11 protein-coding genes and 2 pseudogenes are annotated in these 15,830 nt (G+C 71.7%); 8 read left to right on the forward strand and 5 right to left on the reverse strand.

Features of this window, described 5'->3' with window-relative positions:
- Positions 1 to 51: 51 nt before the first annotated feature.
- The gene (gene acnA / locus JHAT_RS11225) at positions 52 to 2,769 is read right to left on the reverse strand and encodes an aconitate hydratase AcnA (RefSeq protein ID WP_077797951.1); all 2,718 of its coding nucleotides are present in this window, start codon (positions 2,767 to 2,769) and stop codon (positions 52 to 54) included.
- A gap of 291 nt (positions 2,770 to 3,060) precedes the next feature.
- On the opposite strand from acnA, the gene JHAT_RS11230 reads away from it, so the two are divergent.
- The 4 genes and pseudogenes from JHAT_RS11230 (at position 3,061) to JHAT_RS11245 (ending at position 6,256) form a co-directional block, all read left to right on the forward strand.
- The gene (locus tag JHAT_RS11230; protein WP_077797952.1) at positions 3,061 to 3,258 is read left to right on the forward strand and encodes a DUF4236 domain-containing protein; all 198 of its coding nucleotides are present in this window, start codon (positions 3,061 to 3,063) and stop codon (positions 3,256 to 3,258) included.
- 75 nt (positions 3,259 to 3,333) lie between these two features.
- Complete coding sequence (locus JHAT_RS11235; protein WP_077797953.1) at positions 3,334 to 4,863, forward strand: UDP-N-acetylglucosamine 1-carboxyvinyltransferase; 1,530 nt, start codon at positions 3,334 to 3,336, stop codon at positions 4,861 to 4,863.
- Between the two features lie 326 nt (positions 4,864 to 5,189).
- Positions 5,190 to 5,582 carry a hypothetical protein gene (locus tag JHAT_RS11240; protein WP_077797954.1) on the forward strand — a complete coding sequence of 131 codons (393 nt, stop codon included), beginning with the start codon at positions 5,190 to 5,192 and terminating at the stop codon, positions 5,580 to 5,582.
- Between the two features lie 5 nt (positions 5,583 to 5,587).
- A pseudogene (locus JHAT_RS11245) lies at positions 5,588 to 6,256 on the forward strand (nucleotidyl transferase AbiEii/AbiGii toxin family protein).
- Between the two features lie 195 nt (positions 6,257 to 6,451).
- Here JHAT_RS11245 and JHAT_RS11250 read toward each other — a convergent pair.
- The 4 genes from JHAT_RS11250 to JHAT_RS11265 all read right to left on the reverse strand — a co-directional run bounded on the left by JHAT_RS11250 (position 6,452) and on the right by JHAT_RS11265 (position 8,180).
- Complete coding sequence (locus tag JHAT_RS11250; RefSeq protein WP_077797962.1) at positions 6,452 to 6,841, reverse strand: VOC family protein; 390 nt, start codon at positions 6,839 to 6,841, stop codon at positions 6,452 to 6,454.
- A 244-nt stretch (positions 6,842 to 7,085) separates the two neighbouring features.
- A complete protein-coding gene (locus tag JHAT_RS11255; protein ID WP_077797955.1) occupies positions 7,086 to 7,367 on the reverse strand; it encodes a type II toxin-antitoxin system RelE/ParE family toxin in 282 nt (93 codons plus the stop codon).
- A gap of 5 nt (positions 7,368 to 7,372) precedes the next feature.
- Complete coding sequence (locus tag JHAT_RS11260) at positions 7,373 to 7,654, reverse strand: type II toxin-antitoxin system Phd/YefM family antitoxin (protein ID WP_253195459.1); 282 nt, start codon at positions 7,652 to 7,654, stop codon at positions 7,373 to 7,375.
- Position 7,655: 1 nt separating this feature from the next.
- Positions 7,656 to 8,180, reverse strand: coding sequence for an erythromycin esterase family protein (locus JHAT_RS11265; RefSeq protein ID WP_307718349.1), 525 nt, complete (start codon positions 8,178 to 8,180; stop codon positions 7,656 to 7,658).
- 584 nt (positions 8,181 to 8,764) lie between these two features.
- Here JHAT_RS11265 and JHAT_RS11275 point away from each other — a divergent pair.
- The 4 genes and pseudogenes from JHAT_RS11275 to JHAT_RS11290 form a co-directional block, all read left to right on the forward strand.
- On the forward strand, positions 8,765 to 10,591 hold the full coding sequence (locus tag JHAT_RS11275; protein WP_077797956.1) for an AfsR/SARP family transcriptional regulator: 1,827 nt from the start codon (positions 8,765 to 8,767) through the stop codon (positions 10,589 to 10,591).
- Between the two features lie 85 nt (positions 10,592 to 10,676).
- A complete protein-coding gene (locus tag JHAT_RS11280) occupies positions 10,677 to 12,884 on the forward strand; it encodes a TOMM precursor leader peptide-binding protein (RefSeq protein WP_077797957.1) in 2,208 nt (735 codons plus the stop codon).
- Positions 12,881 to 14,866 (forward strand): TOMM precursor leader peptide-binding protein, encoded by a 1,986-nt coding sequence (locus tag JHAT_RS11285; protein WP_253195460.1) that lies wholly within the window; start codon positions 12,881 to 12,883, stop codon positions 14,864 to 14,866. Before JHAT_RS11280 ends, JHAT_RS11285 begins: the two co-directional genes overlap by 4 nt.
- 56 nt (positions 14,867 to 14,922) lie before the next feature.
- Positions 14,923 to 15,830: pseudogene (locus tag JHAT_RS11290) on the forward strand (nitroreductase); the annotation flags it as partial.

Consider the following 15,830-nt stretch of genomic DNA (forward strand, 5'->3'; position numbering starts at 1 on the left):
GCCGCACCCCCGTCACCGGGGGTGCGGCCCTCGGCCGCTGTGCCGTACCGCCTACTTGCGGATCAGGCTGCGCAGCACGTACTGCAGGATGCCGCCGTTGCGGTAGTAGTCGGCCTCACCGGGGGTGTCGATGCGGACGACCGCGTCGAACTCGACGCCCGTGTCGGTGGTGACCTTGACCGTGCGCGGCGTGGTGCCGTCGTTCAGCTCGGTGACGCCGGTGACGGAGAAGGTCTCCTCGCCGGTCAGGCCGAGGGAGGCGGCGGACTGGCCCTCCGGGAACTGCAGCGGCAGGACGCCCATGCCGATGAGGTTCGAGCGGTGGATGCGCTCGTAGGACTCGGCGATGACGGCCTTGACGCCGAGGAGCGCGGTGCCCTTGGCGGCCCAGTCGCGGGACGAGCCGGAGCCGTACTCCTTGCCGGCCAGGACGACGAGCGGGATGCCCTGCTCGATGTAGTTGCGGGAGGCGTCGTAGATGAACGACACCGGACCGCCGTCCTGGGTGAAGTCGCGGGTGTAGCCGCCCTCGGTGCCCGGCGCGATCTGGTTGCGCAGGCGGATGTTGGCGAACGTGCCGCGGATCATGATCTCGTGGTTGCCGCGGCGCGAGCCGTAGCTGTTGAAGTCGCGGCGCTCGACGCCGTGCTCCGTCAGGTACTTGCCGGCGGGGGTGTCGGCCTTGATGGCACCGGCCGGGGAGATGTGGTCGGTGGTGACCGAGTCGCCGAGCTTGGCGAGCACGCGGGCGCCGGTGATGTCCTCGACCGGGGCCGGCTCCATGCCCATGCCCTCGAAGTACGGGGGCTTGCGGACGTAGGTGGACTCGCCGTCCCACTCGAAGGTGTCACCGGTCGGGATCGGCAGCGCCTGCCACTGGGCGTCGCCCGCGAAGACGTCGCTGTAGGACTTGGAGAACATGTCCTCGCCGATGGCGTTGGCGACGACGTCGTTGACCTCGGCCTCGGAGGGCCAGATGTCCTTCAGGTAGACCGGGTTGCCGTCCTGGTCGGTGCCGAGGGCGTCCTTGGTGATGTCGACCTTCATCGAACCCGCGAGGGCGTAGGCGACGACCAGCGGCGGGGACGCCAGGTAGTTCATCTTGACGTCGGGGTTGATGCGGCCCTCGAAGTTCCGGTTGCCGGAGAGGACCGAGGTGACGGCGAGGTCGTGGTCGTTGACGGCCTTGGAGACCTCGTCCGGCAGCGGGCCGGAGTTGCCGATGCAGGTGGTGCAGCCGTAGCCGACGAGGTTGAAGCCGACCTTGTCGAGGTAGGGGGTCAGGCCCGCCTTCTCGAAGTAGTCGGTGACGACCTTGGAGCCCGGGGCGAGGGTGGTCTTGACCCACGGCTTGCGGGTCAGGCCCTTCTCGACCGCCTTCTTGGCCACCAGGGCGGCGGCGACCATGACGTACGGGTTGGAGGTGTTGGTGCAGGAGGTGATGGCCGCGACCGTCACCGCGCCGTGGTCCAGCTCGTAGGTCGTGCCGTCGGGGGCGGTGACGGGGACCGGGTTGGACGGGGCGCCGTTCGGGATGGTGGACGGGGCGTCGGAGCCGGGGAAGGACTCCTTGCTGGCCTCGTACTCGTCGTTGACGTAGTTGCGGACGTCCTGCTTGAACTGCTCGGCGGCGTTCGCGAGGACGATGCGGTCCTGCGGGCGCTTCGGGCCGGCGATGGAGGGGACGACCGTGGACAGGTCGAGCTCCAGCTTCTCGGAGAAGTCCGGCTCGGCCTTCGGGTCCAGCCAGAGGCCCTGCTCCTTGGCGTACGCCTCGACGAGCGCGACCTGCTGGTCGGAGCGGCCGGTCAGGCGCATGTAGTTCAGCGTCTCGTCGTCGATCGGGAAGATCGCGGCGGTGGAGCCGAACTCCGGCGACATGTTGCCGATGGTGGCGCGGTTGGCCAGCGAGGTGGCGGCGACGCCCTCGCCGTAGAACTCGACGAACTTGCCGACGACGCCGTGCTTGCGCAGCATCTCGGTGATCGTGAGGACGAGGTCGGTGGCGGTGGTGCCGGGCTGCAGCTCACCGGTGAGCTTGAAGCCGACGACGCGCGGGATGAGCATGGAGACCGGCTGGCCGAGCATCGCGGCCTCGGCCTCGATGCCGCCGACGCCCCAGCCGAGGACGCCGAGGCCGTTGACCATGGTGGTGTGCGAGTCGGTGCCGACCAGGGTGTCGGGGTAGGCCTTGCCGTCACGGGTCATGACGACGCGGGCCAGGTGCTCGATGTTCACCTGGTGGACGATGCCGGTGCCGGGCGGGACGACCTTGAACTCGTCGAAGGCGGTCTGGCCCCAGCGCAGGAACTGGTAGCGCTCCTTGTTGCGGCCGTACTCCAGGTCGACGTTCTGCTTGAAGGCGTCGTTGGTGCCGAACTTGTCGGCGATGACGGAGTGGTCGATGACCAGCTCGGCCGGGGCCAGCGGGTTGATCTTCGCCGGGTCACCGCCGAGCTCCTTGACGGCCTCGCGCATGGTGGCGAGGTCCACCACGCAGGGCACGCCGGTGAAGTCCTGCATGATCACGCGGGCGGGCGTGAACTGGATCTCCTGCGACGGCTGGGCCTGCGAGTCCCAGCCGCCGAGGGCGCGGATGTGGTCGGCGGTGATGTTGGCGCCGTCCTCGGTGCGGAGCAGGTTCTCCAGCAGCACCTTCAGGCTGTAGGGAAGGCGCGCGGAGCCCTCGACCTTGTCCAGCCGGAAGATCTCGTACGACTCGTCGCCCACCTGCAGCGTGCTGCGGGCGTCGAAGCTGTTCGCCGACACGACAGTCTCCTTCATTGATGTGCGCGTACCACCGCATCCTGCCGCCACACCGCCCTGGCCGGTTCGCTGAGGTAGGGCTAAGTTAGGTTACCCTTACCAGGGTGGCGACTGCGGTGCGCCTCGGCAGATATCTCGATGTCGAGATAACTCTAGTACATGGGGGCGGACTGGTCATGCCCGGGCGCGGTGTGGCGTGCACCCCACCCGAGTGACCCGGACGGCCATCTCCACGCCGAACCGGGGTATCCGATACATGCCGGACACACCCGGCACGACTCGGAAGGGGGCACGATGCCGCTCACGTTCCGCAAGAGCTTCCGGATCCTCCCCGGAGTACGGCTGAACCTCAACAGGCGTTCGTGGTCCATCACGACCGGCGGCCGGAACGGCCCGCGCCACACGCGCAGCAGCACCGGGCGGCGCACGACGTCGATGGACCTGCCGGGACCTTTCGGATGGCGCCGCACCACCACGGGAAGGCGTCGCTGACGCACCCTTGACGCCGCATCACCCGAATAGACCCCCTGAGAGGCGCCATCTCATATCTGAGATAGCCTCAACCTCATGGCAGACGACTACCTCGTACGCATCGGCAAGCTCATCCGTGACGCCCGGCAGCACCGCGGCTGGACGCAGTCACAGCTCGCGGAGGCGCTCAACACCAGTCAGAGCGCCGTCAACCGCATCGAGCGCGGCAACCAGAACATCAGCCTTGAGATGATCGCCCGTATCGGCGAAGCGCTGGACAGCGAGATCGTCTCCCTGGGCTACGCGGGTCCGATGCACCTGCGCGTGGTCGGCGGCCGGCGCCTCTCGGGGGCCATCGACGTCAAGACCAGCAAGAACGCCTGCGTGGCCCTGCTGTGCGCCTCGCTGCTCAACAAGGGGCGCACGGTGCTGCGCCGGGTCGCCCGCATCGAGGAGGTCTACCGCCTCCTGGAGGTGCTGGGCTCCATCGGCGTGCGCACCCGCTGGATCAACGACGGCACCGACCTGGAGATCGTGCCGCCGGCCGAGCTGGACATGGAGGCCATCGACGCCGAGGCCGCCGTCCGCACCCGCTCCATCATCATGTTCCTGGGCCCGCTGCTGCACCGCATGGACCGCTTCCGGCTGCCCTACGCCGGCGGCTGCGACCTCGGCACGCGCACCATCGAGCCGCACATGATCGCGCTGCGCCGGTTCGGCCTGGACGTCGCCGCGACCGAGGGCCACTACCACGCCGTGGTCGACCGCGGCGTGCGCCCCGACCGTCCGATCGTGCTGACCGAGCGGGGCGACACGGTCACCGAGAACGCGCTGCTGGCCGCCGCCCGGCACGACGGCGTCACCGTCATCCGCAACGCCTCGTCCAACTACATGGTCCAGGACCTGTGCTTCTTCCTGGAGGCCCTGGGCGTCAAGGTCGAGGGCATCGGCACCACCACGCTCACCGTGCACGGCCTGCCGGTCATCGACACCGACGTGGACTACTCCCCCTCCGAGGACCCGGTCGAGGCGATGAGCCTGCTGGCCGCCGCCGTCGTGACGGAGTCGGAGCTGACGGTGCGTCGCGTCCCCATCGAGTTCCTGGAGATCGAGCTGGCGGTGCTCGAGGAGATGGGACTCGACCACGACCGCACGCCGGAGTACGTCGCGGACAACGGCCGCACGCGCCTGGTGGACCTCACCGTCCGGCCCTCCAAGCTGGAGGCGCCGATCGACAAGATCCACCCGATGCCCTTCCCCGGCCTGAACATCGACAACGTCCCGTTCTTCGCGGCCATCGCGGCGTCCGCGCAGGGCAAGACCCTCATCCACGACTGGGTCTACGACAACCGCGCCATCTACCTGACCGACCTCAACCGCCTGGGCGGCCGCCTCCAGCTCCTGGACCCCCACCGCGTCCTGGTCGAGGGCCCCACCCGCTGGCGCGCCGCCGAGATGATGTGCCCGCCGGCCCTGCGCCCGGCGGTGGTGGTCCTGCTGGCGATGATGGCGGCGGAGGGCACGTCGGTGCTGCGCAACGTGTACGTCATCAACCGGGGGTACGAGGACCTGGCGGAGCGGCTGAACTCGATCGGGGCGCAGATCGAGATCTTCCGGGACATCTGAGCGCCTTCAGAAACAACGTCGCTAAACCCCTCCTGACCTGCGTGCATGTAAGCCAGGAGGGGTTCTGCTTCGCCTGTGGGACTTCTCAGGGACTTTTGGGCCGAGGTCGAGAGACTGTCGGCCTCAGGGGCTGAAGGACGGATTGCCCGGCACCCCACGTGATGCGTCACCGGCAGGACGTCGGCCTGAGGGAGTCATGGAAAAGCACAGTTCAGGGCAGGTGTCGGCTCACTGCCCCCTGTCACGCCCAGAGCCCGTCCCGCTCGCTGCGGACGCAGACTTGTGCATCATGCCCCTTACCGCTCCCCCACCGTCATACTGGAGGCATGTCCTCCAGCCCACAGCACCCCGCACCCGATCCGAGCGGCCCCTCGGGGGCGGTCGCCGAGGATCTGGCGCTGTACCGGGAGAAGTTCCGACGACGTCTGCCGGAGTCGCTGGACGAACTGCATGGCCCGACCCAAGGGGTCGTGGAGCTGCCGCTGCACATGGCCTGGTCCGGGATGACCTCGTACGACATGAGCAAGCCCCGTCAGCGCATGGGCTTGTACCGCACTGTCCTGCATGAGGGCCTGCACGACGATCTGCCCCAATTCCTCAACCGGGATCTTCTCCTCCAGATGTGGCCGGTGCTGCGCACACTCGCCGGCCGCACTGTGCGCACCGTCTGGGAGGACGCCTTCCCTCAGCTCGCCTCCCGCACCCGGGCAGCAGCGTGACGGACATGCCGGAGCTGCACACGCGGCTCCTGGCGGATGTGATCGAGCTCGGTTCCCCGTATCCATTGGTTCTCACCGGTGGTCACGCTGTGCGGGCACACCGCCTCGTGAACCGCCCCAGCCAGGACCTCGACGTCGCCACCGAGAACCCGGCGCCCATGGCCGACATCGCGGCCACGCTCCGCGCCGGCCTGGAAGCCCGCGGCTGGAAGGTGCACGCGCTGGAGACCGCCCCGCCGTCCGCCCGCTTCACCGTGTCCGATCCGGCCACCGGGCAGGAATACGAGGTCGACATCCTCAAGGAGGTCTTCTGACGGCCGGTCGCCCAAAGTCCCTACGGGCCCGTCCCCGCCGAGGAGGACGTGATCGGGACCAAGGTCCGCGCCCTCGCCGACCGCGGAGCGCCCCGTGACCTGATCGACGTGTTCGCCGCCTCCCGCCGCTGGGCCAATGCCGAGCTCGAGGAGTTCGGCCGCCGTCATGCCCGCGGCCGCTTCGAGCGAGAGGATCTGCAATCGAACCTCGCGGGCGCCGAGTGGACCGATGACGAAGCCTTCGCCGCCTATGGGCTCGACGACGCCACCATCACCGCTCTCCGCGCCTGGGCCGTGGAGTGGGCCGACGACCCCGCGGCCCGTCTCCCCGAAGAGGCCGATGATCCGGACGTCGACTGAACACGTCCGAACACGGTCACGGTCCCGAGCAGCTCGAGCAGGAGTAGAGGGACGTCTCACGACAAACGCGAGGAGTCGGGTTGCTTCCGCGGGCACGATAGTCGCCCTCAGGGAGGCGCAGGCGCGATCCAGGGCGGCCTCGGGGTGCTCGCGGCGTCGCCGGCGCTTCGGCAGCCTGCTCCGCGTGGTGATCCGTCAGGTGCGCGGCACGAGCCACTGCTGCAGTTCGACGACGTTGCCCTCGGGGTCGCGCAGGTAAGCCACCCGCATCCGCTCCCACTGGGTGCGAGGCCCGTCCGCGATCTCCCCGCCGCGCTCGCGGATGCCGCGTATCGCCTCGTCCATGTCGTCCACCGTGAACACCACCAGCGCCCGATCGCAGGTGCCCGGCCTCCACCAGGGCAGTTCCTGCGCGAGGTGGTGGCGCTGCAGCAGCGCGATCGCGGCCGTTCCCTCCGGCGGGCTGAGCTTGCCGTACGGGCCGTTCTCGTCGTCCACCTGCGGCTCGAACCCCAGGACGTCGCGGTAGAAACGGAAGCAGGCGGTGAAGTCCTCGACGATCAAACGTACTTGAGTCAACTCCATGGCGATCACATTGACAGTCGGCTCCGGGAGCCCTCCGGGACCGGGATGCCGCTGGCGCGCGGACCCTGGCGGAGCCGGCCGTCGAACTCACCGCACACGGCAACACCGTCTCCGCCTCCACCGTGCGCCGCCGGGTCGGTGAGGAAATCTCCAGGGCCTCCTGGGTGACCAGGATCGATCACGCTCCACTCCACGAGGGGGAACGGCAGCCCGGCCCCGTTCAGCGGGATCCGGCAGCAAGGCCTCAGGGAACCTGGCGGTAGACGTCACCACGGCTGCCGACGGTCAGAACCCACACGATCAGTCGACCGTTCTCGACGGTGTAGACGACGCGGTAGTCACCGACCCGGAGGCGCAGGCGGGCGCTGTGCCCCTGGAAGGCCTTGATGTCGAACGCCGTTGTGTCTCCCACGTCCATCGCCTTCTGGAGTTCGGCGAGGCGGTACAGGATGCGCAGGGCTTCCGGACGCGGGATCTTGAGCATGTCCCGCTGGGCGTGTGGCGTGAAGCGCGTGACGTACCCCATGAGGGTCAGCCCTGCCGGGCACGGAGCAGGGCGGCCATTTCCTCGATCGAGACCGATCCTTCCACGCCTTCGGACTCGGCCTCGTCGGCCAGCCGGTTGAGCCATGCCTCTTCGGCGTCTTCGGCGATCCGCCGCAGGCGCTGGTACTCCTCGATGTCGATCACGACGGCTTCCTGCCTGCCGCGCCGGGTGATGATCGTCGGGGTCTCCTCACGACGGGCACGGTCTATGACGTCGGCGAGGTGGCTGCGGACCTCGGCCATGGATTCCACCACCGGCTCACTCATGTCACCAAAGTAACAGATGTACATGAGAGCGGTGGCCATCCAGCTGGCACCCGGCCCGGACCGTCTCCCCCGGCCTGTGGCCTCGGGCGCCGGTCCCGGCGGGCCGCGAGTCCTTGTAGTGCCGCATCCAGCGAACGAGGTCCAGGTATTCGTCCGCGTTCCAGAAGACGTACTGGCCCTGGAACTCCTCACGCATGATCCGCTCCGGGTCCCCGACACCGTGGGTCACGTAGTGGTCCAGCCGCAGCCCGGTGCTCCCGCTCGCCTCCAGGGCGAAGGTGGTGAACCCCCGGGTGGCGACCAGCTTCGTGAAGACTCGCACCTCGAGCGTGAAGAACTCGTGGCCGCTGTGACCCGCTTCTCCCAGGCCCACGACCCGCGCGTCACCCACCATCCGGACGACCGCGTCCGGATCGCCCAGGGGTACGGCGTGCCGCTGCGAGGAAGCCGTCGACGACACCACCGCCCGCACCCTCGGCTCGGCCCAGATGGCCCTGTTCACCGGGCTGATGACCCAATGGCTCACCGATCCGGACCAGGCTCCTCGCGTCCCCGGGGTCGTCGCCGGTCTACGGGCCCCGCCCCACCTCGTCCGCTCGGACACGTGACCGCCGCCGGAAGGCGCAGCCCGTCACCCGAGGGCGGGACGGCGGCCGGCCGGGAGTTCCGGGACGGCCCGGGAATACGGAGTCACCCGGAACTTCGAATTCTTGGAAATTGATCATTCCGCCAAGGCGGGATGAAGGCTGAGCGAAATTCACCTTTGCCGCGGCGCCGGAGCGGGATGTCTGCACGTCAACAGCGTTTCTATGCAGGGAAGTTCACCTGCGGGGGAGAGGCCGGAGCAAAGGGGACAAATGCTGCCATATCAAGAAAATAGGGTGCACTCGATTTTCGTTAAACGAGGGATCGACGGAACTCGCGACCATCACCTATGGTGTCCGACGGGACATGCGAAATACCCAGGACCATAGCCGCTATTTGCATGCCACTGAGCATCGAATAGCTGTCAATAAACCTGTGCACGCATAATTCCGACGGTCTCGGCGAGCGGGTTCGACCAGCCCGCTCCGTGGACCGTTCGGCAGACACAACGGGGGGCGACACAGAATGCGGTTCCAGCTGCTCGGGTTGCTCAGCATCGCCGATGGTGAGCACGCCGCCGTTCTCCAGCCGTCGAAGCCCACGAGTCTGCTGGCCGCCCTGCTCATCCACTCCGGTGCCGTCGTGTCGACCGACTACCTGGTGCGCGCCGTCTGGGACACCGACCCGCCCGTCACGGCCAGGGCGGCGCTGCAGAGCTGCGTCCTGCGCCTGCGCCGCGTCTTCGCCAAGTACGGGATAGCGAACGACACCATCGAGGCGGTCCCCGGCGGATACCGGATGCGCATGGACCGCGACACCCTCGACCTCGTCCGCTTCCGCCAGCTGGTCCGCTCGGCGGACGCCGCCGAGGACCCGGAGACCAGGGCCCTCGTCCTGCGGGAGGCGCTCGGGCTGTGGCACGGGCCCGTGCTCGCGAACGTGTCGTCCCAGGTGCTCCACCGCGACGAGGCGCCCCGGCTGACCGAGGAACGTCTGAGGGCGCTGGAGCGCCTCTGCGACATCGAGCTGGCGCGGGGACGATGTCGTGAGGTCCTGGCCGACGTGTGGGACGCGGCACGGCACCACCCGGGCAGGGAGCGTTTCGCCGAGCAGTTGATCGAGGCGCTCTACCGCACCGGCCGGCAGACCGAGGCCCTCGCGGAGATCAGGGCCGTCAAGGAGCGGCTGAAGGAGGAGTTCGGGATCGACCCCGGAGTCTCCTTGCAGCGTCTGGAGGTGGCGATCCTGCGCGGTGAGGACCTGGCCGCCGTGCCGGCCGGGGCCGGCGCCGTCGCCCTCGGCGCCGGGCCCGCTCCCCGGGCGGCGCTTCCGGCGGGCACCGCCGCCGCCCCCGCCCCCTCCTCACCCGCCGCCCCGGTGTCCGCGCCGGCGGCCACGGCGCCGGTCCCCCTCACCGTGGCGCCGGTGCCCTGCTTCTCCGGGCGCACGGAGCAACTCGCGGCAGTGCGACGCGCGTTGACCGCCGCGGAGTCGGCCGGTGGTCCGGTGGTCATCTCCGGTGCCCCGGGCGTCGGCAAGACCGCTCTCGCCCTGCACGCCGCCCACCTGGCCGGGGAGGCGTTTCCGGGCGGGTGCTTCGCGCTCGCCCTGACCCACGCGGACGGCAGCCCCCTCGACGCCGCCGAGGCCCGGGACCGGCTCCCGCCGCCGGACGGAGCCGGACGCCGGCTGCTGGTCCTGGACGACGCGGTGAGCGCGGAGCAGCTGCGCCCCCTCCTGCCGGCCCCCTCCGAGGGCGTCGCCGTGGTGACCAGCAGACGCGGGCTGGCCGGGCTGGTGGCCACCCACGGCGGCGTCGTGCACCGCCTCGGCACCCTCACCCCCGACGAGTCGCACCAGCTGCTCGTCAGCACGGTCGGTGCCGGCCGGATCGCCGCGGAACCGGAAGCGGCCCGTGAACTGGCCGACCTCTGCGGTCACTTCCCGCTGAGCCTGCGCATCGCCGCGGCACGTCTGCTGACCCGTCCCGGCCTCGGCATCGGTGACTGCGCGGCCTGGCTGGCCGCGGACCTGCCGGCCCGCCTCTCCCTGGCGGACGAACCGACGCGGTCCGTGCCGCACGTGTTCGAGGCGGCCCTGCGGCGGCTGAGCCCGCAGCTGCGGGACGTGTTCCTCACGCTGGCCAGGGAGCACGCGGATGCGGGGACGGCCGGTGGTGCCGCGGCGTCGCCCGTGCCGGACGAGGTGCTGGAGCAACTGGCGGACGCCGGGTTCATCGAGGAGGGCCCGCCCAAGCCGTACCGCATCCACGAACTGCTCAGGATCTACGCGCGTCGGCGGGCGGCCTCGCCACCGCGGAGCCCGGTCGGCGCCCTGACGGCCCCCGGCTGAACCGCCCCGGCTCCTCCCCGGCCGTCCGTCCCGCCCTCCCCGACCGCACCGACCCAGCGCGTCCTACCGAGAGGTGAACCCACCCATGCCTGCTGACCGGTACGCAGCCGTCGCCGACACCCGCCCCCGCATCCGGCGGGACGTCCTGTTCACCGAGACCCCCGACGGCGTGCTGTTCCACAACGCCGACGGAGGCTTCCGGCTGACGGCGAGATCGGCCTACCGCTTCGCCACGCTGCTCGTGCCCCACCTCGACGGGCAGCACACCGTCGCCGAGATCTGCGAGGGCTTCGGCGAGCGGCAGCGCGCGATGGTCGGCGAACTCGTCGGCACCCTGTACGAGCGGGGCTTCGCCCGTTCGGTCCCGCCCAGGTCCTCGCCGGAGGCGTTCGACGGCGCCGAGCCCTCCGAGGACGTCGCGCGGCGCTACGCGGCCCAGATCGCCTACGCCGAGCACTACGCCGACGACGCCGCCCGCCGCTTCCAGCGGTTCCGCGACACCCGGGTGGCCGTCCTGGGCACCGATGCCACGGCCCGCTGGTGCGTGCTGAGCCTGCTGCGCAACGGCTGCGCGTCCGTGGGCGTCGTCGCCGGGCTCGACCGGGAGGGGATCGACGAGGAGGCGGCGGCCGCCGGCGCGGACGGCTGCCCGGTCTCCGTCGACGAACTCGACGCCTCGGACGGCCCGCACGGCCCGCGCACCTGGGCCGCTCTCGACGGGTACGGCATCGTCGTCGTCACCGGCGGGCCCGAGGCCGCCCGCACGGTGTTCCCGCTGCTGCGCGCCGGGATCCCCGCGGGCCGGATCCTGATCCCGGCCTGGTCGTTCGGCGACACCGCGGTCGTCGGCCCCCGGATGTCGGCGCAGACGACGGGCTGCTGGTCCTGCGCCGTGCTGCGGCTGGGCGCGGGCGACGGCGCCGAGCGGGCGGCCGACGTGTGGAGCTCCCTCGCCCTGGACGGCCCGGCCGCCACGCCGGTCCCCGGCGCCCACCCCGGCGGGCCGCTGGCCGCGATGCTGGGCAACCTGCTCGGCTACGAGGTGTTCAAGACGGCGTCGGGCGCGCTGCCCGCCGAGACGGCCGGGCACCTGGTCGTCCAGGACATGGAGTCGCTCGACGTCACCTCCGAGCCCCTCCTGCCGCACCCCCGGTGCCCGTGGTGCGCGGACGACACCCGGGCGGACCCGCCCGGGATCGACCTGGCGAGCCCGGACACGGCCGACGCCCCGCTCGCGCTGCCCACCGTCGACACGGCCCGCGACGCGGACGCCCTGGTGGAGGAGCTGAACCGCCGTTCGGTGCTGCTGCGGCCGCGCGCCGGGGTGTTCACCCGCTACGACGACGAGGACATCACCCAGACGCCGCTCAAGCTCAGCGTGGTGGAGTTCGGCCTGGGCCACGGGCGCACCCGGCGCGTCGCCGCCGCCGACGTCCACCACGTGGCGGGGGCCCGCATCCGGGCCCTGCACCGGGCGGCGGAGGCGTACGCCGAGCACGTCGTCCCGCACGTCCCCGGCCGCGAACCCGACCCGGCCGTCCGCCTCGACCCGGCCGGACTGGCCACGTGGACCGGCGTCGGCGGGACCCGGGCCGACGTCCGTGGCTGGGCGACCGCGTCCTCCCTGCTGACCAAGGAGCGGTTCCTGGTGCCGGGCGAGGCCGTCCGCCCGTTCGGGGCGGACAACCGGGACGGGCTCTTCGAGGCGACGAGCGCCGGGCTGCGGGCCGGGGCGAGCGTCACCGACGCCGCCGCGCAGGGCGTGCTGTCGGCCCTGGCACACGACGCGCTCCGGCGGGCGGTACGGGGAGCCGGGGTGTCCGGCGTCGCCGTGCCCGACGACCTGGACCCCGAACTCACCTTCCTGACCCGCTCCGCCGCCAACCTCGGCGTCGAGGCCGAACTGCTCGACCTCGGGGAGCGCGGGCGTTCGGGAGTGGCCGTGGTGCTGGCCCGGGCCGGGGCCCGCTGGGCGGTGGCCGCCGAGTTGTCGTACCCGGCGGCGGCCGCCGCGGCGCTGCGCGATCTGCTGGGCGAGGTCCAGCTGGAGCGGCAGCCGGTCGGCGGGGCCTCGTTCGGGGATCCGGTGTTCGACGGGCTCGACCCGCGGGCGCTGGCCGTCACCGGCACGGTCACCGTGGAGCGGACGGGCACGCCGTCGTGGGCGGACGTGCTGCGCCGGCTCGGCGAACAGGGGCGCGACGCCCTGGTGGTGGCGACGGGCGCCGGGGACCTGGAGCGGGCCGGGGTGCACGTCGTGCGCGTCCTGCTGACGTCGGAGGCCCGGCGGTGACCGTCGGGACCGTGGGCCGGCCTGCTGCGGCGCCGGCGGCCTCCGACGCCGTGGCCGGTCCCGCGCGGCCGACGGCCGGGCTGCTGCGGACCTCGCTGGACCGGCTGGGCCGCCGCGACGTCGCGGTGTCGGTCCGGGCCCTCGGCTTCGGCGACGCCTTCGCGGAGGACGGGAGCGACGCCTTCGCGGAGGACGGGAGCGACACGTGCGCCCAGGACGGAGGGGGCGGGCGGACCGTCCCCGTGCACCTGTACTCCCGGCAGGCCGTCGTCGGCCCCCTCACCGGTCACGGCGGGGCGCCCTGCCCGCGCTGTCTGGCCCGACGCTGGCAGGCGGTCCGTTCCGTGGCGCTGCGCGACGCCCTCGAACTGGGCGGTGCGACCCACGAGTCGGGGCCCTGGCCGTACGCCGTCCCGTTCGCCGTGGACGCGCTGGCCGCGCTCGTGGTGCGGGCGCACGAACAGCCGGTGCGCGCGCCCTTCCCGGACGTGTACGTACTGGACCTGGAGTCCCTGTCGGTGCGCCGGTTCCCGCTCGTCCCCGACCCGCAGTGCCCGGTCTGCTCCGAGGCGGTCCCGGACACGGCGGAGGGTGCCGTCGTCACCCTGGCGTCCGCGCCGAAGCACGCGCCGGGGGCCTTCCGGCTGCGGAGCGTGGAGGCGTACGGCATCGACGTGGCCGCGTTCGCGAACCCGGTGTGCGGCGCGCTCGGCCCGTCCGTCGTCCACGACGTGTCGTCCACGTCCACGTCGGCGACCATCGGCTGCTTCTCGATGCGCTCCGGCGAGTACCTGCGGGAGACGTTCTGGGGCGGGCACTCCGGGTCCTTCGGCACCAGCGCGCGCATCGGCGTCCTGGAGGGTCTGGAGCGGTACGCGGGCATGCGGGCGCGCGGCAAGCGGACCACGGTGACGGGGACGCTCGACGGGTTCGGGGAGGACGCGGTCGACCCGCGGCGGGTGGGGCTCTACTCGGAGGCCTTCCACCGGGAGAACCCGCACGTCGTGCCGTTCTCGCCGGACCGGGAGATCCCGTGGGTGTGGGGCTGGTCGCTGCGCGACCGGGCACCGCGGCTGGTGCCCGAGATCCTCACCTACTACCACTCGCCGGGGCTGAACGACCGTTTCGTGCAGGAGAGTTCCAACGGCTGCGCCTCGGGCGGCTGTGTCGAGGAGGCCGTCTACTTCGGCCTGATGGAGGTCGTCGAGCGGGACGCCTTCCTCCTCGCCTGGTACGGCCGGCAGCCGCTGCCGGAGATCGACCCCGCCACCAGCGCCCGCCCCGCCACCCGGCACATGGTGGACCGGCTGGCGATGTACGGGTACCGGGCGCGGTTCTTCGACACCCGCATCACGTTCCCCGTCCCCGTGGTCACCGCCGTGGCGGAGCGGACCGACGGCGGTCTGGGCCGGATGTGCTTCGGGGCCGGCGCCGGGCTCGACCCGGAGTCGGCCCTGGACGCGGCGCTGTGCGAGATCGCCACGGACGCCGTCAACCTCCAGGACCGCTCCCGGCGCGACGAGGCCAGGCTGCGCGCCATGGCGGAGGACTTCTCCCGGGTGACCGCGCTGCACGACCACCCGCTCGTCTACGGCATCCCCGAGATGGGCGTACACGCCGACTTCCTGCTGCGGTCCCCGGCCGCCGGGCCGCCGCTCGCGGTCGCCGACCTCGCGTGGCCCGACGCCTCCGGCGCGCCGGTCTCCCCCGACCTGCGGGACGACCTGGAGCGCTGTGTCGCCGCGGTCACCGCCGCCGGGTTCGACGTGGTGGTCGTCGACCAGACGCTGCCCGAGCAACGGCGGCTGGGGCTGCACACGTTCAGCGTGCTCGTCCCCGGGCTGCTGCCCATCGACTTCGGCTGGTCGCGGCAGCGTGCGCTGGGCATGCCGCGGCTGCGCATCGCCCTGCGGGAGGCGGGCCTGCGGGACCGCGACCTGACGGCGGCCGACCTCAACCCGGCGCCGCACCCCTTCCCCTGACCGCCCCGACCCGCACGTCACCGAGCCCGCCCCACGTCACAGCAGAGGAGACCTCCGTGGGCTACGCCCATGACTACGCGACGGCCATCATGCACCGGGGCCGCGTTCCGATGGAGCCGGCCGACTTCGTGCCCGACTGGGCGGACCGGCCGCGCAAGGCGAAGTACTACCCGGGTGCCGTGCGGTTCCCGTTGCCCGACGCGCCCTACCCGGCCGACGCCACCGTCGCGGCCGGCTGCCTGCCCGGCGGCCCGGACGGCCCCGCGCTGCCCTTCTCGCTGCCCCTGCTGTCCGGCATGCTGCTGGACTCCTACGGGCTGGTCGGCAGGCGCCTGGGCGTCCAGGCCAACACCGATCTCGCGGCCCTGCCGCACTACACGCAGGCCAACTGGTCCCGGGGCACCGCCTCCGGCGGGGGTCTGTATCCCGTGAGCGTGTACTGGGTCTCGGGCCCGTCGGGGCCGCTGACGCCCGGGGTGCACTACTACTCGCCGCCGCACCACAGCATGCAGCGGCTGCTCGCGGGCGACGTGAGCGGCGAGGTGCGCGCGGCCCTCGGGGGACACGGCGCGCGGACGGACCAGTACCTGGTGCTGGGCGTCAAGTACTGGCAGAACTCCTTCAAGTACAACAGCTTCTCCTTCCACGCCGTCAGCATGGACGTCGGCACCGTGCTGCAGTCCTGGCAGATCTGGGCCCGGGCCCGGGGGCTGCGGCTGGCGCCCGCCCTCTGGTTCGACCAGGCGCGGCTGACCCGGCTGCTGGGCCTGGACGGGGACGAGGAGGGGCTGTTCGCCGTCGTGCCGCTGGTGTGGGAGCCGCCGTCCGGGCCGGCGGAGGCCTCCCCCGGGCAGGACGGCACGGAGCGCCCGGCCGTGCGGCTGCGGGACCGGGAGCGGTCCCGGACCGTGCTGGGCTTCGACACGCTGCGGCGCATCCGACCGCGCGACGGCCGAGCACGCCG

This window comes from Streptomyces sp. JHA26 (assembly GCF_002005565.1).
Classification (GTDB): domain Bacteria; phylum Actinomycetota; class Actinomycetes; order Streptomycetales; family Streptomycetaceae; genus Streptomyces.